Source organism: Clostridium sp. UBA4395, from assembly GCF_002390995.1.
Classification (GTDB): Bacteria; Bacillota; Clostridia; order Clostridiales; family Clostridiaceae; genus Clostridium_J; species Clostridium_J sulfidigenes.
This window is the reverse complement of sequence record NZ_DGRF01000054.1, coordinates 65,720-86,826: the sequence shown is the minus strand read 5'-3', so window position 1 is coordinate 86,826 and position 21,107 is coordinate 65,720. Positions and strand designations below refer to the sequence as shown.

Genomic DNA, 21,107 nt, shown 5'->3' with positions numbered 1-21,107 from the left:
GAAATAAATGAATAAAATGTTAAAATATTCTTGTAAGTTTAAAAATTTACATTAAAAATGTATAGGGGGGATATGTATGAAAAGTGATAGGTTAAGGCGTATCATGGCAGGAATTTTTACTATTAGCGTAATGACCACTTCTGTATTTACTACAAATGGATTTGTAGCATATGCAGATAATAATGAATTGCATATTGATGTCAGTAGAGCGCATTCAATTACTAGAGGGGAAAAAACAATATTAAGTACTATAACAGATTCTCAGTCAGGCAGTGAATTGAATTCACTATATAAATCTGATGATGAGGTAACTATTATTGTTGAATTAGAGGACAAGCCTTTAATTGAATATTATTCAGCAGAGAAGACATCTGATAATGTATCATCTTTTATCACGTCAGCAAAATCTCAAAGAATTAATAACAAATTATTGAAAGAACAAGAAGTTGTAACGAAAAGAATTTTGAAAGAAGTTCCTATAGTTGTGGAACAAGAATACACTGTGGTAATGAATGGATTTTCCGTAACTGCTAAATACGGTGATTTAGATACCATTAAGGGAGTTAAAGGAGTAAAAAATGCATTTGTTTCAACAATTCACTATTTACCAGAACCAGAAGTTGGGCATGAACCAACTATGAAAAATAGTAGTGAAATTATTAGTTCTACTGAGGCTAATAAAGCAGGATATACAGGTAAAAATATAATTGTTGCAGTGTTAGACACTGGACTAGATGTTAATCACGAAGCCTTTAAAAATAGTCCAGAAGACATAAAGTACACAGAAACTGAAATTACTGACCTTATGAATTCTAAATATACAAATGCAAAGGGTAAGATATATAAAAGTGAGAAGATTCCTTTTGCCTATGATTATGCAGATAAAGATAATGATGTAAAGGATTTACAAAGTCATGGTACTCATGTAGCTGGAACAGTAGGGGCTAATGGTGAAAATTTAACTGGAGTTGCTCCAGATGCACAACTTATGATTATGAAAGTATTTAGTGATAAGTCTAGTGGGGCAAGAGATAGTGATATTTTAGCAGCATTAAACGATGCAGTAGCATTAGGTGCAGATGCAATTAATATGAGTCTTGGCTCAGGGGCTGGATTTACAGCAGAAGCTGAAGAGGTAATTAATAAAACCTATGATAGAGTAGCAGAAGCAGGAATAAATTTAATGTGTGCAGCAGGAAATGACTATAGCTCAAGTTATAATTCTAATTTAGGAATAGATCTTCCATTAGTATCTAATCCAGATAATTCTATGGTGGGATCTCCATCAACCTATAATGCTGCCACATCAGTTGCAAGTATTAATAACAGCAAAATAACTGGAGCATATATATTAGCAGGTGAAACAAAAATAAGATATACAGATGCAAATGAGGGAAATAGTAAAGAATTTAATTCTCTTGAAGGCGAATCAGGAGAATATGTAGTTATTCCAGGTATTGGCACAGTAGATGATTTTAAAAATGTTGATGTAAAGGGTAAAATAGCTTTAGTAAAACGTGGAACCGTAACTTTTACAGAGAAAGAGACTAATGCTGTTACCGCAGGAGCATCAGGAATTATTGTTTATGATAATGCTCCAGGAAACCTATTAAATATGAAGACTGATGGTAAAATACCAGCTATTTTTATTTCAAAGGAACATGGTGAAATTCTCGTTAATCAGTTAGTAAAAAACATTTCCATATCAAAATCATATAAGGAAGCCTTTGATTCAATTTCCAAAGGTCAAATGTCTGACTTTTCATCTTGGGGTGTAAGTCCAGATTTGAAATTAAAACCAGAAATAACAGCTCCGGGAGGAGACATATACTCTACATTACCAGGAGGAGTTTATGGTTCAATGAGTGGTACATCAATGGCTACCCCTCATATGGCTGGTGCTTCTAGCTTAGTGAGACAATATATAAATGAAAAATTTCCTTCTTTAACAATGAAGGAGAAAGAATTATTAGCAACACAATTGTTGATGAGTACAGCAATTCCTGCAACTGATCCAGATGGCGTTGCATATTCACCACGTAAACAAGGTTCTGGAGTTGCTAATATTTATAGTGCTGTAAAAACATCAGCATACTTAATTGAAAGTGATGGAAAACCAAAGGCTGAATTGGGTGATAGTACATCTGGTGAATATTCTTTCAAATTTAGTGTAAAGAACACATCAGATTTGCCAGTTAAGTATACTGTAGATACTACAGTTTTAACAGAAAAAATATTGGCTACAGATGAAGGGAAATTCTTTGCACAAACTTCTGAAGAATTAGATGCATCTAAGGTAAGTGTTACATTAGAAGGAGTAGAGGGAAATATTATAACAGTAGATGGAGGAAAAACAGAATCTATAAGTATTTCTTTAAAACTTACTGATAGTGCAAAGAAAGATTTAAAAGTCTGTAATAATGGAACTTTCATTGATGGTTTTGTTACACTTATATCTGAAAATGCGGATAAGATTAATTTGAATTTGCCATTTGTAGGTTTCTATGGAGATTGGCAAGCTATACCAATATTTGATAACGATTTATACGATGATGAAACAGCAGCTATGTATGAAACTACTCTTGGATATTTCAATAGAACTACTTGGAAAGGAAGTTACCTAGGGGTAAATCTTTTCAATGGGAAGGATAAACCTGTAATAGCTGATGAAAATAAGATTGCTATAGGACCAAATATTAACGGCTCTTATTCTGTAAATGCAGTAGTTGGATTATTGAGAAATGCAGAAGAAGTAAGTTACACAGTAACTGATAGCAAAGGCAATGAAGTTTATAAAAATAAGGCTGGAAAAGAAACTAAATCCTTCTACGATGGAAATAGTGGTAGCATTACCTATGCAGTAGATGGTGCTGGTTGGGATAGTATGAATAGTAAGGGAAATAAGCCTCTTCAGGATGGAGTTTATACTTATAAAATAAGTGGAATACCAGTAGGGGGAGATGAAAAGGATTTACAAGAGATTAAATTCCCAGTTACAATTGATACACAAGAACCAGAATTGATAAATACAAAAATTCAAATAATTGATGGAGTAAAATATCTAACTATAACTTTAAAAGATAATCATTACTTACAAGGTATGCAATTAGTAGATGAAAAAGGAGATCCTTTAACAGAAATTATTGTGTTAGATAAAGATAAAACAGGAAGTGAATATGAACAAATATTTAAGATAGGTGACTTAAATATGGAATCAGTAAAAGTCGTAGCCGTGGATTATGCTATGAATTTCCTAGAAACTGATTCTATTGCATTATCTGAGGGAAATATTGCCCCTGAAAGTGTAACCTTGAAGGATAGAAATCTTGAATTGGCAGAAGGTTCAGAATTTCAAATGAGTGCTAAAGTAAATCCTTATAATTCAAAGGATAAGACTTTAACATGGTCCTCTTCTAATGAAGATGTTGCAACAATAAGTGAAACTGGTTATGTTAAGGCTCTGACTAAAGGTGAAACCACAATTACAGTTTCTACAGTAAATGGAAAAACAGATTCTACTACATTAAAAGTTGTAGATAAAGATGAACTCACTACTGAATTAAAAGCGCCATATATAATTTATAATGATGGTAATTATAAACTTCCAGTAGATTTATTAGATAAAACAGTTGTAATAAAAGATACAGCAAAATCAGTATCTATTGTTGGAAATAATACAAATACAAATATGAATCCATATTCTGGCGTAGACATAAGCTGTGAGGGAAATGTAGACCTTGTAATAAATAATTTCAATACAAAAGTAACTTCATTCTTTAAAAATGCAATTGAATTTAAAGGAGCTAAGAATACTTTAACATTAAAAGGTGATAATACCCTTACAAGTGTATCTGAGTACTCAGATAGAGCTATTATAAGTGCAGCTTATGGTACAGAGCTTGAAATATTAGGTAAGGGTACATTAAACGTAATAGCATCAAAAAATAATTATGGAGCATGTATTGGTGGCGGAAGTTCAGAGGAAATTATGGATTCTGGTACAATAAATATAAGTGATGGTGTTATTAATGCTACTACCTATGGAGTAGGTGCAGCCATAGGCGGTGGATATGGAGGTATTGCTACTAATATAAATATAAGTAGTGGTAAGGTAACAGCTATTGCAGATGTTAAGAGCTATAATGGATCAGCAACTATAGGTAGTGGATCAGGAGCTGAAAATATTGATAAATTACCTGGAACAATTAAAGTTACTGGTGGTGAAATTAAAGCAATTAACTGTAGTAATGGCGCGACTATAGGTGATTGTAGTATGGGTAAGACAGATTACAATATATTAGTTTCAGGTGGTAGTTTAAGCGCTGAATCAAATAGCAAGAGTACCTTAACTGCTGGAGCAGCCATAGGTTCAGGTGTTTCAGCTAAAGGTAAAATATCAATAAATATTTCAGGTGGTGTAGTAAATGCTACAACTACAAGTAGAGGTGCTGCCATAGGTGGAGGCTCTAAAAGTGAAGCTGGAACTATAAATATTGAAGGTGGTACCATTACTGCAACTTCAAGTAGTTATGGTGCAGCTATAGGTAGTGGTTATAGTGGTAAGAAACAAGATATAACCATATTAAAAGGTACAATAAAAGCTACAGCAACAGATAAAGGACAAGCAATAGGTAAAGGTGAAGGTGGAGAAGAGTGCACATTAAAAGGAATAAATGACTTAACTCCTTATATAGCAACAATTTCAGCACCTAATGTAACAAATGTTAAGGTTGATGGTGTGGATTGGAATATAACAAAAGGACATGAAGAAGACGAAAATATTTATTTATATCTAGTAGATAAAACTGAGCCATACAAAGTAGAAGTTTTAGCAGATGGTGTAAATAAGATGTTCCTTGTAACAGTAAAGGATGGTAAGACTAGTGTTGAAGAAATAGACATTACTCCTCCAAAAACTCCAACTATAGCTGAAGAGAATGGGTTAGTAACATTAACAGCAGCAGATGAAGATACAACAAAAATGGAATATAGTTTAGATAATAAAACCTGGACTGTCTATACAGAACCAGTAAAAGTTGATGAAAAAGCAACAATATATGTAAGAGCTATAGATAAAGCTGGAAATATAAGTGAAGTAGCACAGTATACAGTACCAGATAGGACAGCACCAGGAGTTCCAAAAATAAAAGAAGAAAAAGGCTTGGTAACATTAACACCAGCAGATGAAGACACTAAAGTTATACAATATAGTTTAGATGGTAAGGAATGGAAAGAATATAGTGAACCAGTACAGGTACCGGAAAAGTCAACTATATATGTAAGAGCTATAGATGAAGCTGGTAATATTAGTGGGGTAATAACTTATACAATGCCTGATATAACAGCACCGAAAGCTCCTGTTATTACTGACAAGAATGGCTTAGTAACATTAACAGCAGCAGATGAAGATACAGTGAAGATGGAATATAGCTTAGACAATAAAAACTGGAATACCTATACAGAACCAGTAGAATTAAAAGAACAAGAGACTATATATGTTAGAGCTGTTGATGAAAGTGGTAATGTAAGTGCCATAGTATCCTATACATCTCCAGATGTAACAGCACCTAAGTCTCCAATTATAACTGAAAAATCAGGTGTAGTAACAATAAAAGCAGCAGATAAAGATACATCAAAAATAGAATATAGTTTAGACAACAAAAACTGGACTATTTACACAGAACCAGTAAAAGTTGATGAAAAAGCAACAATATATGTAAGAGCTGTAGATGAATCAGGTAATATAAGTGAATTAGCACAGTATACAGTTCCAGATAGAACAGCACCTAGGTCTCCAGTTATAACAGAGAAGGATGGGTTAGTAACATTAACAGCAGCAGATAAAGATACAGCAAAAATGGAATATAGCTTAAACAATAAAACTTGGACTATCTATAAAGAACCAGTAAAGGTTGAGGAAAAGGCAACAATTTATGTAAGAGCTATAGATGAAGCTGGTAATGTAAGTGCAGTAGTAGAATATAAAATGACAGAGAAACCAGAAAAGCCAGAAAATCCGGAAAAACCAGAAAAACCAGAGAATCCAGAAAATCCAGAAAAACCAAGTAATCCAAGTACAGGAAAACCAAGTAATCCAGGTACTCCAAGCAAACCAACAGGTAAGATACCACAAACAGGTGGTATGGTTGGAAGTGGTGTAATGGCATTAGGAGGTATAATTACCGTTGCAATTGGGTCACTAGTTTTAAAAAGAAAAAAATAATTAAAATTAACTAATAAACAAAAGAAGATATAATTATAATATAAAACCAAAAGACTGAAATAGACAAATTAACTATTTCAGTCTTTTAATATGATTTAATATTCATATTATTATATATATGGTATAATTGTATTAAAATGTTAAGGGGGATATCATGTATATAATAGCAGGACTAAATATATTGTTAGTTTTCATAGCGGTAATTTATATGGTGAAAAATATACTTATTAACTACAGATTATCTGAAAGTGGACTAAAAAATGGATGTATTGCAATACTTATTTGTATAATGGTATGGTTTGCTGGAAATGGAGCACTTATTGGTATAAAAATAATAGAGGCAGAGGATACTTTAGAGTACATGGTTAATAATGAAAAAGAGGAATATGAAGAATTAGATGTAAATTTTGTTAAATCAACTATTGAAGAAGATAAAAAATATGTTAAGAAATATTTTTTAATTTCAGGAATATCCTTTGTATTCTTTGTGTTATTAACAAAGAATATTTCAAAAGAAATAAGGGAAAGACCTACTACAAGCAAATGGGACTTATCTAAGTATAAATAAAAGCATATTTACAAACTCCTATGTAAAGGGTTAATATAATTATAGAAGGTTTATTAACTTTCAAAATACAAAGATGTATTATAGGGGGATTTTTAACATGGAAGGTACAATAAAAACTAAAGTAGAAAATTATACTTTAAGATTTGCTGAAGAGAAGGACATACCTTTAATTCTAAAATTTATAAAGGAATTAGCTGATTATGAAAAGCTTTTAAATGAAGTAGTTGCTACTGAAGAAATTTTAATGGAATCATTATTTGTTAGAAAGGCAGCTCAAGTAGTAATTGGTGAGTATGAAGGTATACCAGTAAGTTTTGCATTATTTTTCCACAACTTCTCAACCTTCACAGGTAAACCAGGTTTATATTTAGAAGATTTATATGTGAGACCTGAAATGAGAGGAAAAGGAATGGGAAAAGCACTTCTTTCATTCTTAGCTAAATTAGCTGTAGAGAGAGATTGTGGTAGATTTGAATGGTGGTGTATTGATTGGAATGAACCATCAATAAAATTCTATAAGCAGCTTGGTGCAATACCAATGGATGAATGGACTGTATATAGAGTATGTGATAAAGCATTAACTGATTTAGCATCAGAATTTTAATTTATAATTGTATTTTAAATGATAGGTAAAATTTTAATATATAATATGGTTTATACATTTAAAATTTTGATTTCTTAGCCACTATTTAATAGTGGCTATTTTTCATAAGGTTATATTGAATAGAGGTTATATTTTATAAATTCAAAAAATTTAGAAAAAGTTATTGACATTATTTATAGTAATTGTATATAATAAAAGGGTAGTAAAAATTAGTAAAACTAAATAAAACTAGAAAATAAATTTTAAAAAAGGAGGTAGGAAAATGTTAAACAATTTATTAGTAATCAGTGAAATGAATAGAAATAGAGTTAATGCTAGAGTCAATGTTGGCGCTGGCAATATTAATGGTGCATATAATCACATTTTACAATTTAATATTTGGAATATTACCCTGCCTCAGAATATAGGTTTAAAAGATTGATTTTTAACAAACTATTTTGTGAGAAAAGTCCTAGGGTAACCCGGGACTTTTTATATATTTATAAGGCTTTTAATACAATTATTTATACTAAGATAAGTAAGATATACATAAGCCTAAAATGAATTTTAATATTTAAGGATTAAATCCTTAGTATTATTCACGCTATAGATGATTTAAGTCATAGTCCTATATACCAAGAGGTATAGGACTATGACTTTTTTATTTTTAATTATATCTATAGCAAATTTATAGACAGCAGAGTTTAACATGATTGGGGATTATATGACAAAAGGGAGGAAGTATTATGACTAAGAGGTGGCTTGCAGATACTAATTTTACACATTAAAACATAAGAGGTTAATAATAATAACCACATTGAAGGAGGGATTCAAGTGAAAAAAATCTTGAGCTATGTAAAAAATCATTTAGGGGTAGCTATATTTGGTATAGTTTCAATGATTCTGGTAATTTCAGCAGATTTAACAATTCCCTATGTAACTGAAATATTTATAGATGATGTACTTCGTGGTAAAAACTATGAAATTATAAATAAAATATTGTTTATTATAGGATGTATATCATTAATAAAGTTTTTCTTTGGATATTTAAAGGAGTACTTATTTGATTATTTAGGAATAACTATTTCTAAGGAAGTAAAAGAAACTTTATTTAAGCATATTGAAGGACTGTCCTTCTCTTACTTTGACAAAGTAAACACCGGTGAATTAATGTCAAGGGTTGGGGAAGATGCAGATAATATAATGGACATTATGGGCTTTGGATTTAGACTTTTAATAGAAAATATAGCCTACTTTGGTATAGCTTCAGTTCTATTATTAAGGATAAGTCCAACACTTACCTTAGTAGCTCTTTCTACTATGCCAATAATAGCATATATCACCATAAAATCTGAAAAGAAGATTGATGATGTATATGACAGAATAAGTGACCACATTGCAGAGCTAAATACTACGGCACAAGAAAATATTGCTGGAGTTAAGCTAGTTAAAGCTTTTGGAAGAGAAAAACATGAAATTCTTAAATTCTTAAAATACAATTCTAAAAACTTTGACTTACAAATGGAACATACAAAGATATGGATTAAGTTCTTCCCATTAGAGGAGTTCTTAGGGAATCTTTCTGTAGTTCTTGTAACTTGTGTAGGTGGTATTTTAGTAATCTACAATAAGATTACTGTAGGTCAATTGGTAGCATTCACTAGTTATCTATGGATGCTTATATGGCCAATGAGAGAATTTGGATGGCTTATGAATCTATTCTCTAGAACTAAGGCTTCAGCAGGAAAGATAAACAACATTTTAGAGGTAAGCACTACTATTGAAAATTCTAAAGAGGGAATTGTTCCACAGAATATAGAAGGTGAATTATCCCTTAAAAATGTATCTTTTACCTATGGAGAAAAGAATGTATTAGATAATATAAATCTTAATATTAAAGCTGGATCTACAGTAGCTATTATGGGTACTACAGGTTCAGGAAAGTCAACATTAATGGCACTCTTAGGAAGAAACTATGATGCTACAGAGGGACAAATAACTTTAGATGGTATAAATCTTAAGGATGTAAACTTAAAAGCCTTAAGAGATAGTATTTCTATAGTTCCACAGGATTCTTTTCTATTCTCTGATACCATTGAGAATAACCTTAGATATGGTAAGAACAATGCTACTAAAGAAGAACTAGAAAAGGCTGTAGAGCTTGCATGTGCAAAGGAATTTGTAGATGGACTTAAGGATGGATATGACACATTAATCGGTGAGAGAGGTCTTGGACTCTCAGGAGGTCAAAAGCAAAGATTATGTATAGCTAGAGCTTTGATAAGAGATAGCAAAATTTTAATTTTAGATGATTCAACTTCTGCTTTAGATATGGAAACAGAGTATCAATTGCTTAAAAATCTATATCATGGAGACACGAAGAAGACTACCTTTATCATTGCCCATAGAATATCAGCTGTAAAAAATGCAGATATGATTTTATATATGGAGGATGGAAAGATAGTAGAGAGAGGAAATCATCAAGAACTCTTAAATAAAAAAGGTAAGTATTTTGAGATATATCAAACTCAATTTAAAGATTTCTTAGAGTTGTCAGATGAAGATGTGGCTAACTTTTAAGAGAGAAAGAAGGTGCTAGAATGGCTAAAAATTCAGTTAATCAAGACGAAAAAATTAATAGTTTAAAGGGTCGGGATATACTATTAAGATTAGTGAAATATGTAAAACCCTATAAGTTAAAAGTATCTTTAGTACTTTTTCTTATGCTTATAGTAATGGGTACAGGGCTTTTAAGCCCTATGCTTTTAAAAATTGCTATAGATAATTATATTGAAGTAAAAGATGTAGTAGGACTTATAGTTATAAGTCTAGGGTTAGTAGGAATAAATGTTATAGGTATGTATGCTAGTAAATTATCTACCTATCAAATGAATAAAACCACTCACAGTATACTGCATACTATAAGGCAAGAGCTTTATATTCATATACAAAAACTCTCATTTTCCTTTTTTGACGATAGACCAGTAGGAAAGATTTTAGCGAGAGTTGTTGGAGACGTAAACTCTCTTTCAGAGCTGTTTTCAAAATCTGTTACTACAGTTATACCACAGGCACTAAATCTTATAGCTATAGGAGTAATACTTTTTGTAATGAATGCAAAATTGGCTATAGTTTCTATAATAATTTTACCGGTACTTGCAGTTGTAGTATCTACAATGATGGTAAAAGCTAGAGCTAAATGGCAGGTATTTAGACAAAAACGTTCTAATTTAAATGGCTTTACCCATGAATCTTTTTCAGGGATAAAGATTATTCAAAACTTCACCTTTGAAGGAGAAACTACTAAGAAATTTGAAAAAGCTGTAGGTGAGGTTAGAGATGGATTTTTATCAGCAGTTAAATATAATGACTGGCTTTGGTCTTTTATAGATATGTCCTTTGGAATAAGTTCCATCATAGTGTTTTGGTATGGAGCAACCTTAACTAGACGTGGAGAAGTTTCTATAGGAACCATAATAGCTTTTATATCATATACAAGTATGTTCTGGAGACCAATCATAAATATAGCTTCTTACTACAATACATTAGTTACTAACTTTGCAGCAGCAGAGAGAATATTTGAAATTATGGATGTAGTACCAACCATTGATGAGATGGAGGGAAGTGAAGATATGCCAACTATTAAGGGAGCGGTAGAGTTTAAAAATGTTTCCTTTGAATATGAGAAAGATGTTCAGGTACTTCACAATGTAAACTTTAAAATAAGACCAGGTGAAAATATCGCCTTAGTTGGACCAACAGGGGCAGGAAAGACTACAATAACTAGCTTAATCAGTAGATTTTACGATACTACTGAAGGGGAAGTTTTAATTGATGGTAAGGATGTTTCTAAGGTCAATCTTTATTCCTTAAGAAGCCAAATGGGAATAATGCTTCAAGATACTTTCTTATTCTCAACTTCTATTAAGGAAAATATTAGATATGGAAAATTAGATGCTACTGATGAAGAAATCATAGCAGCAGCAAAGGCAGTTAATGCCCATGATTTTATTATGAAATTAGAAAAAGGATATGACACAGAAGTTAACGAAAGAGGTTCAAGGCTTTCAGTAGGACAAAGACAACTTATATCCTTTGCAAGAGCATTACTTGCAAATCCAAGAATTCTTATCCTTGATGAAGCAACATCTAATATAGATACGGCAACAGAAATATTAGTTCAAAAAGGTATAAATAAATTACTTCATGGAAGAACTTCCTTTGTAATTGCCCACAGACTTTCAACCATAAGAGACTGTGACAAAATTATGGTAGTAGATGATGGTGAAATTGTAGAGAGTGGAACCCATGAAGAATTATTAAAACTTAAAGGATTCTACTATAACTTATACATGGCTCAGTACAGCTTCTTAAATGAAGGAGCATAAGTGACCATCTAAATCTACGATTTAGATCTGAGAACTTACTCATTTGAACAAAGTGAAAAGGAGTTTCCTTGTGAATAATATAAGAAAATAAAATTTATTGCTGATTCAATGCATGATTTAAAATTAAATTTTACCTATGAGCTATGTAAATAGTTATATAGCTTCATAGGAAACTATTTGTATATTTAACTAGTTTCCTAGTTAACTAGTTAACTAGTTGTTCTGTTCATGCGGGTTTCAGCATTTTTCTATATGGTAAATGGTATTAAAATACAAGGATTAAATTCTTTAATTAGGAAATAAGATTGAATAAATATTAATTAATCTTATTTCCAATTTTGTATATTAAGGGGAAATAAATATGAATGAAGAAAGTATTAAAATAGAAATACCTAATGAGGAAGAAATAGATTATATTGATGAAATGCTTACGGAACATAACAAACTGTCTAAACCCTTTGAACAAGAGGAGCCATACATTAAGATAAATCGTTGTATTAAAAATGAAAAGGGTGAAGTTATGGGAGGCATATTAGCTTACTCTGTGTTTTGGCACATTTTCTATATTGACACATTGTGGGTTAAGGATGATTATCGCAATAGAGGGTATGGTTCAATACTTTTGAAAGAGGCAGAGGATGCAGCAAGGAGTCAAGGATGTCATATAGCACATCTAGATACCTTCGATTTTCAAGGCCCGGACTTTTATATGAAGAATGGATATAAGGTTTTTGGAATTTTAGAGGATAGCCCTAAAGGACATAAGGAGTATTTTTTAACTAAGAAGCTATAGGAGGGATTACTATGATTTTTAAAATAATAGGTAGTGGAGGATGTGTTGCTCTACCAAAGCCACTTTGCTGCTGTAGAGTATGTATGGAGGCAAGAAAGAAGGGAAATCCTTATGCAAGATTTGGATGTAGCTTATATCTAGAAGAAGCTAAGCTACTAATAGATACTCCAGAGGATATTGCTCAAAGCTTAAATTATGGAGAAATTAAGGAAATAGATAGAGTTTTATATAGTCATATGGATCCAGATCATACCCTTGGTATGAGGGTATTTGAACAGCTTCGACTAAATTGGCTAAATATTTCCCAAGGAATAGAATGTGAAAATCCCATAGAAGTTATAGCTATGGATCATGTAATGGAAGATTTAAATTCCATATGCTCAAAGCATGGCTCATATTTTCACTACTATGAAAAAATAAGAAATTTAATAAAAAGACATGTAATTAATGATTCAATACAAATAGGAGAAATAAAAATAACTCTAATTAAGGCTGAATCTGCTACAGTATTTGTTTTTGAAGAAGGAGAAAAGAAGCTTATATATGCTCCTTGTGATGTAAAACCTTTCCCAGTGAATGGAATCTTTAAGGATGGTGATGTAATGATTATAGGTAATACAGTTATTGGTGATGTCTTAAAGGGTGACTTTAAGTTAGAAGAGGACAATCCTTTAAGGGAAGAATTATTTGTAATGGATGAGATAGTGGAGTTAAAGAATAAATATAATATAAAAAAGGTTATAATGACACATCTTGAGGAAGATTGGGGAAAATCCTATGATGATTATTTAGAACTAGAAAATCATTATGAAGATATTAGCTTTGCCTATGATGGAATGGTAATAGAGTTATAAAATTGTTGAAGATAATTTTGATTATAGAATTGTTCAGTAGGGATTAAAGAGAAAGAGTAATTTTTAGAATTTTTAGAAAGCTAGGTGACTTATGATGATAAACATTATAGATACTTTTAAGGATTATAATGGATTTATGGAAGAAAACTTAAATAAAGAGCCTAAGGAAAAGATGGAGTTATGGGAGAAGTTTTACAATAGTAATTTTCCAGAGATGGGGAGAAAGTGTAAAGAAGACTATGAATCAGAAGGGTATAACTGGAAGGAAATAGGACTAACTATGGTATTTAATAGGTCTGAGGAGGACTTTCCTAATATGATAGAAGGCTATAAGAATCTTTTAAAGACTTTTAATGGTATAGAAGAAAAAGTTAAGGCTATATTTCATATTGAAATGGATATAAATATAGTGTTATATAGGGGATTATTAAATTCTGCTGGATGGGTAGATGAATATGAGGGGAAAAGAGCTATGCTCTTTGGTGTTGATAAGATTGCAAAGCTTGGATGGCAACAGGAGGAGAAAATAGATGCTTTAGTTTGTCATGAACTTTGTCATGTAGTTCACTTTCAAATAAGAGGTGAATCAAAATTACCAAAGCAGGTAGAGCAGAGTAAGTATAATGAAGGAATCTGGAATATATATGAGGAAGGCTTTGCCCAATATTTTCAACAAGTATTAGGAGAGAGTAGTTTTGATTCTAGGGGAGAGCAGTGGAGCATTGACTGTGAAGAGTTAGAAAAAGAACTTAAATTAAAATATGTAGAAGCTTTAAAGGACAAAGAAAAAGGAACTAGAGACTTTTATGGTGATTGGTTCAAAGTTTTAGGTATCAGTGATGTGGGGTATTTCTTAGGAGCTAAGCTGATAGGTGAGTTAAGTAAGAGATATACCGTGGAAGATATAGCAGCTATGGATTTTAATCTTATAGAAAAAGAAGTTTTAAGCTATTTAAAAAGTTAAGTTTTTAAATAGTAACAATCACAAGAGAAGGAAATAGCTTTTACAATATGCTAAAAAGTAAAAAATAAGGATTTATTAAAGGCGTAAAAGAAAAGAGGAATAATATGAAAAGATTAAACTTATATTATTTTGGTGATATAGAAGTTTATGATAAATATAACCCTGCATATGTGTGTGATGAAAATTTTGCATCAGAAATATTATATATCATTGCAGAAAATGAGGCGTTTTCATTAACACAGGAGGATATAAGTAAATTTATAGATATTGATAATCATAGGTTAAATAGTATTATAAGTAATTTGAAAAGAATAAATGCAATAGAAGAAAATAAAGAAAAATTTAAAATAAACTTCCCTATATTTTTACAGAGTGATATTGAAATCATGGATGTATATCTAAAGAATGTGGGAGAGCAAATAGTAGATAGAATTATTAAGATAAAACCTTTAGTAGTTGAGAAGCTTCAAAATTTATCAAGTTATAAGATTTTTGATGAAGAAAGATTACTATATCATATAATTTGCGACATGATTTTTGATGGAATTGCCTTTGATTTTTTTGAAGAAAGAAATGTATTTACTAGCTCTAAGCTTCAGCCAGGTAATAGGAATTATATGATAATTGGATATGAAGACAGCTATATTGTTGATAGTTATAGCAATAAACCTTTATGCAGTAGTAATAATTATGGAAGTAATAAGTTTATCTTTAATAGTTTTGGAGATTCTAATGGAGTACGTAAAGATATGTATAGATTTTTTAGAATGACACAACAGAGTATTAGAAATTCAACTCCTTTCCAAGATTTAAATCTACCATATATAAAAATTATAGATAAGGTTAATAAAAATATTGCGGAAAAATGTGGCCAACTAATGTGGGGAATTTTTAGTGAAGCAATTAATTATAATGAGTTGTCAAATGAAGATAAAGAGTTAGCAATTTTTCTTAAAGAGATGGACTACATAAACATAGATGAAACAGATAATAAATTATATTGTAATGTACCTATATTTCAAGAAAGAGATATGAAAATAGTCACCGAAATAGGTGAAATTATTCTTATAGAGATCCTTGAAACAGTAAAAAATACCTTAAGTAGCATAGAGAAATATTCCAAGGGTTTAACGGCAATTAAGCATAAAGTGAGTATAAAGGAAGTAGGAAATGAACTTTGGCATCAAATATTTGGACGTGCCAATGAGGAATTAATAAAAGAAGGAATTGTAGCTAAACCATATGAGAGTAAGAAAGAAGGAAGATACTTAAAGAGCATGAGGGTATATGATTAATAAAAATAGGTTTATAGAAAGAAGTGATGAGTATGAAGGATGACATATTAAAGCTAGTAAAATTAGAAAATGGCAAGGTGCTTATATTAAGAAAACCAACTGAAGAGGATTCAGAGGCTATGATTGAGTATCTAAATATAGTTGGTGGAGAAAGTGATAACCTTCTATTTGGTAAGAATGAGTTTAGACTTACTGTAGAACAGGAGAGGGAATATATTAAAAATATAAATGAAAATAATAATGCTCTTATGCTCCTAGGTATTATAGATAATCAAATAGTTAGTGTTTCTCAAGTTAGTGCTCCGAATAGAAAAAGAATAGCCCATAATAGTGAATTAGCTATTTCAGTAAAAAAGGAATACTGGAGCATGGGAATTGGCACTACAGTTATGAAAGTATTAATAGACTTTGCTAAAAATCATGAAACTATAAAAACTATAAGTTTAGGTGTTAAAGCTAGCAATAAAAAAGCTCAACATCTTTATGAGAAGCTTGGATTTGAAAAAGTGGGAGTTCATAGAAACTTCTTTAACATAGATGGAAATTATGATGATGAAATTCTTATGGATTTATATATAGAATAAAGGCGTATTACGGGGATTTAATAAAAGGTTAAAGGGGAGAAATATAAGTTGGAAAAGCAAGAATTAAAAGAATTGTTAAAGAGTATAAAGGAAAATGATTATAAAGTACCAGAAGGGGTAAATCCATATGAGTTATCTTTGAAAATGATGGACAATATAGGGGATATTGATAGTGAATTACGTGATGATCTTATACTTTCCAATTTATTTACGTGGATAGATGGAAATCAGCTATCAGAAAAGCAGGTTAATGAGCTATTGTGGATAGCTTTAGATGAAAATCATATTCTTAAGGGTTTAGGTAACATTGATGATTCGGTTTTCGGTAGAACCTTTTCAAGTGAAATAGTTGCAGCATGCATCTATAGACATAGAATGGATAAGTTCTTATCTAAAAGTGATATTGAAAAGGCCTTTGATATTCTTTTGAAATTTTATAATGAAGATAAGGATATTAGAGGATATGTAGAAGTTAAAGGATGGGCTCATGGAGCTGCCCATGGTGCTGATGCTCTAGATGAATTTGCTAAGTGTGAAGAAATTGGATATGAGAGATTAAAAAACATACTAGATGCATTTTATAAAAAGTTAAATATAAATTACTATGGATACATTCATTTTGAAGATGAACGTATGATAACAGCTGTTAAATCTATATTGGAAAGAGAAATAATACCAATAGAAGAAATTGAAGAATGGATAAAAAGTTTTAATAAAATAGAAAAAGTAGGAAAGTATCCAGAAGATTTAGTCATTGCATTTAATGTGAATATGTTCTTAAAAAGCCTGTACTTTAGACTAATTGATATACCTAAATATGAGAATATTGCAAATACAGCTAGAGAAGTATTGAATAAAATAAGTAGATTTAAATAAGGGGAGTAGAAATGCTAAAGGTAATGCAGATTTCAAGCGACATTGCAGATGTTGTCCATGATATACAAAAACAGTAATGTTGTTGCATTGTATTGTGGGGTTTGTAAAGTTAATGCAGCCATTGCAACTCAAATATTAATAGATAAATTCAATGTTACTCATATTATTGTGACAGGGGTAGCAGGAGGAATAGATAATATATTAAATATTGGAGATACTGTTATTTCAACAGAAATAACATATCATGATGTGGATGAAGGTATCTTGACTGAATATCATCCATGGATGGAAAGTATATACTTTAAAGCAGACAGTAAGCTGGTTGAATTATGTAGAGCAGTGATAGATAAAAATACATTCACTCAAAAAATATTCTTTGGAAGAATTGTTACTGGAGAAGCCTTTATAAGTGATAATGGTCGTACTGAAATAATTTCTAAATATCATCCACTTTGTGTAGATATGGAAACGGCAAGTATTGCTCATGTGTGTTACGTGAATAATGTTCCATTCATAGCAATAAGGTCCATAACAGATACGGAAGAAGAATGTGGTGTAGAAGTATTTGAAAATAACTGTATATCAGTATCAAATAATTCTATTAATATTGTTAAAAAAATATTAGAGATTAGGTGGATGTAACATGAGAACTGAAAAGGAAATGTTTGATTTAATATTGAGTGTTGCAAATAGAGATAGCCGAATTAGAGCTGTTTATATGAATGGTTATCGGGCAAACCCTAATGTAAAAAAAGACATTTTTCAGGACTATGACATTGTTTATGTAGTTACTGATACAGAATCTTTTCTGAGAGATGAGGATTGGATAAGTGTTTTTGGTGATCCAATTATTTTTCAAGAACCTGATAAGCTTGACAAAATGCAAGGTAGAGATGTTGATTTTAAAAATGGCTACACCTATTTAATACAGTTTACAGATGGAAATAGAATTGACTTGCATATTCAGCCTATGGAGATGCTAATAAAGGAATATGGAAAAGATAAGTTAACTGTTCCTTTACTTGATAAAGACAACTGTTTACCACAAATACCAGCAACAACTGATGAAGATTATTGGGTTAAAAGACCTACCTATGGACAATATTTTAGTCGATGTAATAATTTTTGGTGGGTAGCACCATACTGTGCAAAAGGACTTTGGAGGGAAGAAATTCTTTTTACAATAGAAGTAATGAATAGTTATGTACGACAAGAATTATTAACCATGCTATCTTGGAAGGTTGGTATTCAAACAGAATTTAAGGTAAGTATAGGAAAAGCAGATAAACATTTAAAAGAATATTTAGATTTAGATGTATGGACAAGGCTAATGAGTACCTTTAATATGAGTGATTATGATTTTTCTTGGAATGCGCTGATTACAACATGCCAATTGTTTGAAGAGATTGCGCCTGAAGTAGGTAAAATATTTGGATATGAATATAATTATGATGAAGCTAAAAGAAGCTTTGCGTTTATAAAGCATATCAAGGAATTACCTAGGGATGCTGCAGAAATATATTAATTATAAGTTAGCCTTAATTTTTAAAATCACAAAGGGGCAGACTCACAATTTTAGGTAAGGTGGTATTTAGATGAAGATAGAGGATATTTCAAAGATAGAAAAGGAAGATGATAGAGTTTCGGCTCTTTATAATATTTTTAATGAAGTATCAAGATTGTCTACAAAGGCAACTCAAGTGGAGTTTTTAACAACAGTAAGACAGATTGAAAAACATCTTAAGCCAGGTATGAAAATACTTGATTTAGGAGCTGGAACAGGAGAGTATAGCCTATATTTTGCAAGCAAGGGATTTCAGGTAACAGCTATTGAGTTAGTTGAAAAACATGTTATGCAAATTAAAGAAAAGGTTAAAGGTAACATGTCAATTGAAGTATTTCAAGGTAATGCTCTAGATATATCTTGGATTAAAGACAAGGAATATGACATAGTGCTATGCTTTGGTCCTTTATATCACTTAAGCAGTATTGAAGATAGAATGAAGTGCATAGCAGAAGTAAAAAGAGTGTGTAAGGATGATGGAAAGATGTTATTTGCCTTTATATCCAATGACATGGTGATTACTACGGAAACCATGCTCTATGATGAGGGGTTTTTAGAGGAAGATAACTATAATCATGACACCTTTAAAGTTGTAGACTTTCCTTTTGTTTTCCATACAGTAGACCAGTGTAGAAAGCTATTAATAGAATCTGACTTAAAAATTACGTCAGAGATTGCTACAGATGGATTAAGTGAACTTTTGGCAGATAAAATAAATAATATGGATGAAGAAAGTTATAGTAAGTGGCTTAACTATCACTATTATTGCTGTGAAAAGCCTGAATTCTTAGGTGCAAGCAATCACCTTTTGTTTGTAGCAGAGAAGTAAATAATAAATTCATTGTGAATTGAGGTGTAAATGATGATTGATTTGGTACAGCCAGAACTCTGTCTTGAGGAAAAATTTATTGAAATGTTTAATGACTATAATAAAAATGACGAAGATGTGATTGAGAGAAGGTATTCTAGAGCAAATTATGATTTTAAAAGTTATTTAGATTATCTTAAGAATAGGGAAAAGGGAGTTAATCTAGAAGTGGGACACGTTGCATCATCAGAATGGTGGCTTTTAAATGAAAACAAGGATATTTTAGGAACTGTTAGATTAAGATATGAGCTTAATGAGATAAACTATGAAGAAGGTGGACATATTGGTTATGATATATCACCAAGGTATAGAAGAAAGGGATATGGAAAGTTAATATTAAATTTAATATTGGAAAAAGCAAGGGTGCTAGGACATAGAACAGTTTTAGTAACATGTGACTTTGATAATATTGGTTCTAAAAAGATAATTGAGTACAATGGTGGAAGGTTAGAGAATACCATAATTTCAAAAGAGTCAGGTAAAGAAGTTTTAAGATATTGGATAGAGATTTAGAATATTAAAGTAATTTACTATAACATCAAGTTGGTTGCTAGAAATAAATTAATATCTAGGAAAGAGGTATGGAAAAATGAAAAATCATAATTGGAATTTATCTACCCTAGAAAAAGAAGGAATGGATGAAGGTAAGATTAATGAATTTATAAATCTTATTGAAACAGAAGACCAACCCATACATGATTTAGTAATTATAAAAAACGGTAATTTAGTGAGAAATATAGGTTTTAATAAATATAGCAATGAAGATAAACATCCCATATACTCTTGCTCTAAGAGTATAACATCCATACTAATTGGAAAGGCGATTGAACAAGGTTTAATCAAAGATATTAATCAAAAGGTACTAGACTATTTTCCAGAAATAATGATTAATAAGGAAAATAGAGATATAGAGAAGATGACTATAGAAAATCTTTTAACTATGTCTACAGGATTGAAGTGGTATGATAATGAAAACTATGATGAAATGTGGGAAAGTGATGATCCTGTGAAGTATTTTTTTAGTAGACCTTTAGAGTGTATTCCAGGAAATAAGTTTAATTATTGTAGTGGAGTAGTTCATATACTTCAGTTTATATTAGAAAAGGTTACTGGAGAGGACGTGCTTTCTTTTAGTAAAAGAATATTATTTGATCCTTTAGATATATCAGATATTTTATGGGAAAAGGAAGACAATGGTATATTAGGAAGTATAGAAATAGCACCGCTAGATATGGCTAAAGTGGGTTATATGTATCTAAAAAATGGGATGTGGAAAGGAAAAGAAATCATTAATGAACAGTGGACTAAGGCTTCAACTGCTAAGCATATAGATACCCCTAATAATTTAAATGAAGTCACCAATTTTGGAGCCGGATATGGATACCTATGGTGGAAAAATAATTTTGGAGGATTTCATGCTAATGGATTTGGAGGCCAGTATACGTTTGTAGTTCCAGAATTAGATTTAGTAGTGGTATTCACAGGAGAAGCTTTTGGAGAAGATTTCTTTTTACCACAGATAGCTATGGAAAAGTATATTGTTTAAT

Annotated in this window: 17 protein-coding genes; all 17 read left to right on the top strand. The window is 31.0% G+C overall.

The features are described from left to right. Window positions 1–76 precede the first annotated feature (76 nt). The 17 genes from B2694_RS10090 (at window position 77) to B2694_RS10010 (ending at window position 21,106) form a co-directional block, all read left to right on the top strand. Complete coding sequence (locus tag B2694_RS10090; protein ID WP_346885623.1) at window positions 77–6,223, top strand: S8 family serine peptidase; 6,147 nt, start codon at window positions 77–79, stop codon at window positions 6,221–6,223. Between the two features lie 154 nt (window positions 6,224–6,377). Then, a complete protein-coding gene (locus B2694_RS10085; RefSeq protein ID WP_346885622.1) occupies window positions 6,378–6,791 on the top strand; it encodes a hypothetical protein in 414 nt (137 codons plus the stop codon). Between the two features lie 97 nt (window positions 6,792–6,888). After that, window positions 6,889–7,395, top strand: coding sequence for a GNAT family N-acetyltransferase (locus tag B2694_RS10080; protein ID WP_346885621.1), 507 nt, complete (start codon window positions 6,889–6,891; stop codon window positions 7,393–7,395). 262 nt (window positions 7,396–7,657) lie between these two features. Beyond that, window positions 7,658–7,816 carry a hypothetical protein gene (locus B2694_RS10075; protein WP_167403122.1) on the top strand — a complete coding sequence of 53 codons (159 nt, stop codon included), beginning with the start codon at window positions 7,658–7,660 and terminating at the stop codon, window positions 7,814–7,816. Between the two features lie 392 nt (window positions 7,817–8,208). Further along, window positions 8,209–9,954 (top strand): ABC transporter ATP-binding protein, encoded by a 1,746-nt coding sequence (locus B2694_RS10070; RefSeq protein ID WP_346885620.1) that lies wholly within the window; start codon window positions 8,209–8,211, stop codon window positions 9,952–9,954. A gap of 20 nt (window positions 9,955–9,974) precedes the next feature. Further along, window positions 9,975–11,762 (top strand): ABC transporter ATP-binding protein, encoded by a 1,788-nt coding sequence (locus B2694_RS10065; protein WP_346885619.1) that lies wholly within the window; start codon window positions 9,975–9,977, stop codon window positions 11,760–11,762. A gap of 361 nt (window positions 11,763–12,123) precedes the next feature. Next, on the top strand, window positions 12,124–12,555 hold the full coding sequence (locus B2694_RS10060) for a GNAT family N-acetyltransferase (RefSeq protein ID WP_346885618.1): 432 nt from the start codon (window positions 12,124–12,126) through the stop codon (window positions 12,553–12,555). An 11-nt stretch (window positions 12,556–12,566) separates the two neighbouring features. Then, a complete protein-coding gene (locus B2694_RS10055) occupies window positions 12,567–13,409 on the top strand; it encodes an MBL fold metallo-hydrolase (protein ID WP_346885617.1) in 843 nt (280 codons plus the stop codon). Between the two features lie 94 nt (window positions 13,410–13,503). Continuing rightward, entirely contained in the window at window positions 13,504–14,373 is an 870-nt protein-coding gene (locus B2694_RS10050) for a hypothetical protein (RefSeq protein ID WP_346885616.1), read from the top strand. Between the two features lie 104 nt (window positions 14,374–14,477). Beyond that, window positions 14,478–15,668, top strand: coding sequence for a hypothetical protein (locus B2694_RS10045; protein WP_346885615.1), 1,191 nt, complete (start codon window positions 14,478–14,480; stop codon window positions 15,666–15,668). Window positions 15,669–15,700: 32 nt separating this feature from the next. After that, complete coding sequence (locus tag B2694_RS10040) at window positions 15,701–16,252, top strand: GNAT family N-acetyltransferase (protein ID WP_414632729.1); 552 nt, start codon at window positions 15,701–15,703, stop codon at window positions 16,250–16,252. A 48-nt stretch (window positions 16,253–16,300) separates the two neighbouring features. Beyond that, window positions 16,301–17,128 carry a DUF2785 domain-containing protein gene (locus B2694_RS10035; RefSeq protein WP_346885614.1) on the top strand — a complete coding sequence of 276 codons (828 nt, stop codon included), beginning with the start codon at window positions 16,301–16,303 and terminating at the stop codon, window positions 17,126–17,128. 57 nt (window positions 17,129–17,185) lie between these two features. Beyond that, window positions 17,186–17,770, top strand: coding sequence for a 5'-methylthioadenosine/S-adenosylhomocysteine nucleosidase (gene mtnN, locus B2694_RS10030; RefSeq protein WP_346885613.1), 585 nt, complete (start codon window positions 17,186–17,188; stop codon window positions 17,768–17,770). Between the two features lies 1 nt (window position 17,771). Then, window positions 17,772–18,653, top strand: coding sequence for an aminoglycoside 6-adenylyltransferase (locus tag B2694_RS10025; protein WP_346885612.1), 882 nt, complete (start codon window positions 17,772–17,774; stop codon window positions 18,651–18,653). 70 nt (window positions 18,654–18,723) lie between these two features. Beyond that, window positions 18,724–19,521: a class I SAM-dependent methyltransferase gene (locus B2694_RS10020; RefSeq protein ID WP_346885611.1), complete on the top strand. Its 798-nt coding sequence runs from the start codon at window positions 18,724–18,726 to the stop codon at window positions 19,519–19,521. Between the two features lie 30 nt (window positions 19,522–19,551). Further along, window positions 19,552–20,073, top strand: coding sequence for a GNAT family N-acetyltransferase (locus B2694_RS10015; RefSeq protein ID WP_346885610.1), 522 nt, complete (start codon window positions 19,552–19,554; stop codon window positions 20,071–20,073). Between the two features lie 76 nt (window positions 20,074–20,149). Beyond that, window positions 20,150–21,106 (top strand): serine hydrolase, encoded by a 957-nt coding sequence (locus tag B2694_RS10010; RefSeq protein WP_346885609.1) that lies wholly within the window; start codon window positions 20,150–20,152, stop codon window positions 21,104–21,106. The last annotated feature ends 1 nt before the right edge of the window (window position 21,107 follow it).

Bases quoted from the DNA above. Each gene is read 5' to 3' on its own strand.
- B2694_RS10055 (WP_346885617.1), top strand. From the start codon at position 12,567: ATGATTTTTAAAATAATAGGTAGTGGAGGATGTGTTGCTCTACCAAAG.
- B2694_RS10080 (WP_346885621.1), top strand. From the start codon at position 6,889: ATGGAAGGTACAATAAAAACTAAAGTAGAAAATTATACTTTAAGATTT.
- B2694_RS10050 (WP_346885616.1), top strand. From the start codon at position 13,504: ATGATAAACATTATAGATACTTTTAAGGATTATAATGGATTTATGGAA.
- B2694_RS10015 (WP_346885610.1), top strand. From the start codon at position 19,552: ATGATGATTGATTTGGTACAGCCAGAACTCTGTCTTGAGGAAAAATTT.
- B2694_RS10025 (WP_346885612.1), top strand. From the start codon at position 17,772: ATGAGAACTGAAAAGGAAATGTTTGATTTAATATTGAGTGTTGCAAAT.
- mtnN (WP_346885613.1), top strand. From the start codon at position 17,186: ATGATATACAAAAACAGTAATGTTGTTGCATTGTATTGTGGGGTTTGT.
- B2694_RS10060 (WP_346885618.1), top strand. From the start codon at position 12,124: ATGAATGAAGAAAGTATTAAAATAGAAATACCTAATGAGGAAGAAATA.
- B2694_RS10040 (WP_414632729.1), top strand. From the start codon at position 15,701: ATGAAGGATGACATATTAAAGCTAGTAAAATTAGAAAATGGCAAGGTG.
- B2694_RS10075 (WP_167403122.1), top strand. From the start codon at position 7,658: ATGTTAAACAATTTATTAGTAATCAGTGAAATGAATAGAAATAGAGTT.
- B2694_RS10090 (WP_346885623.1), top strand. From the start codon at position 77: ATGAAAAGTGATAGGTTAAGGCGTATCATGGCAGGAATTTTTACTATT.
- B2694_RS10065 (WP_346885619.1), top strand. From the start codon at position 9,975: ATGGCTAAAAATTCAGTTAATCAAGACGAAAAAATTAATAGTTTAAAG.
- B2694_RS10020 (WP_346885611.1), top strand. From the start codon at position 18,724: ATGAAGATAGAGGATATTTCAAAGATAGAAAAGGAAGATGATAGAGTT.
- B2694_RS10010 (WP_346885609.1), top strand. From the start codon at position 20,150: ATGAAAAATCATAATTGGAATTTATCTACCCTAGAAAAAGAAGGAATG.
- B2694_RS10045 (WP_346885615.1), top strand. From the start codon at position 14,478: ATGAAAAGATTAAACTTATATTATTTTGGTGATATAGAAGTTTATGAT.
- B2694_RS10085 (WP_346885622.1), top strand. From the start codon at position 6,378: ATGTATATAATAGCAGGACTAAATATATTGTTAGTTTTCATAGCGGTA.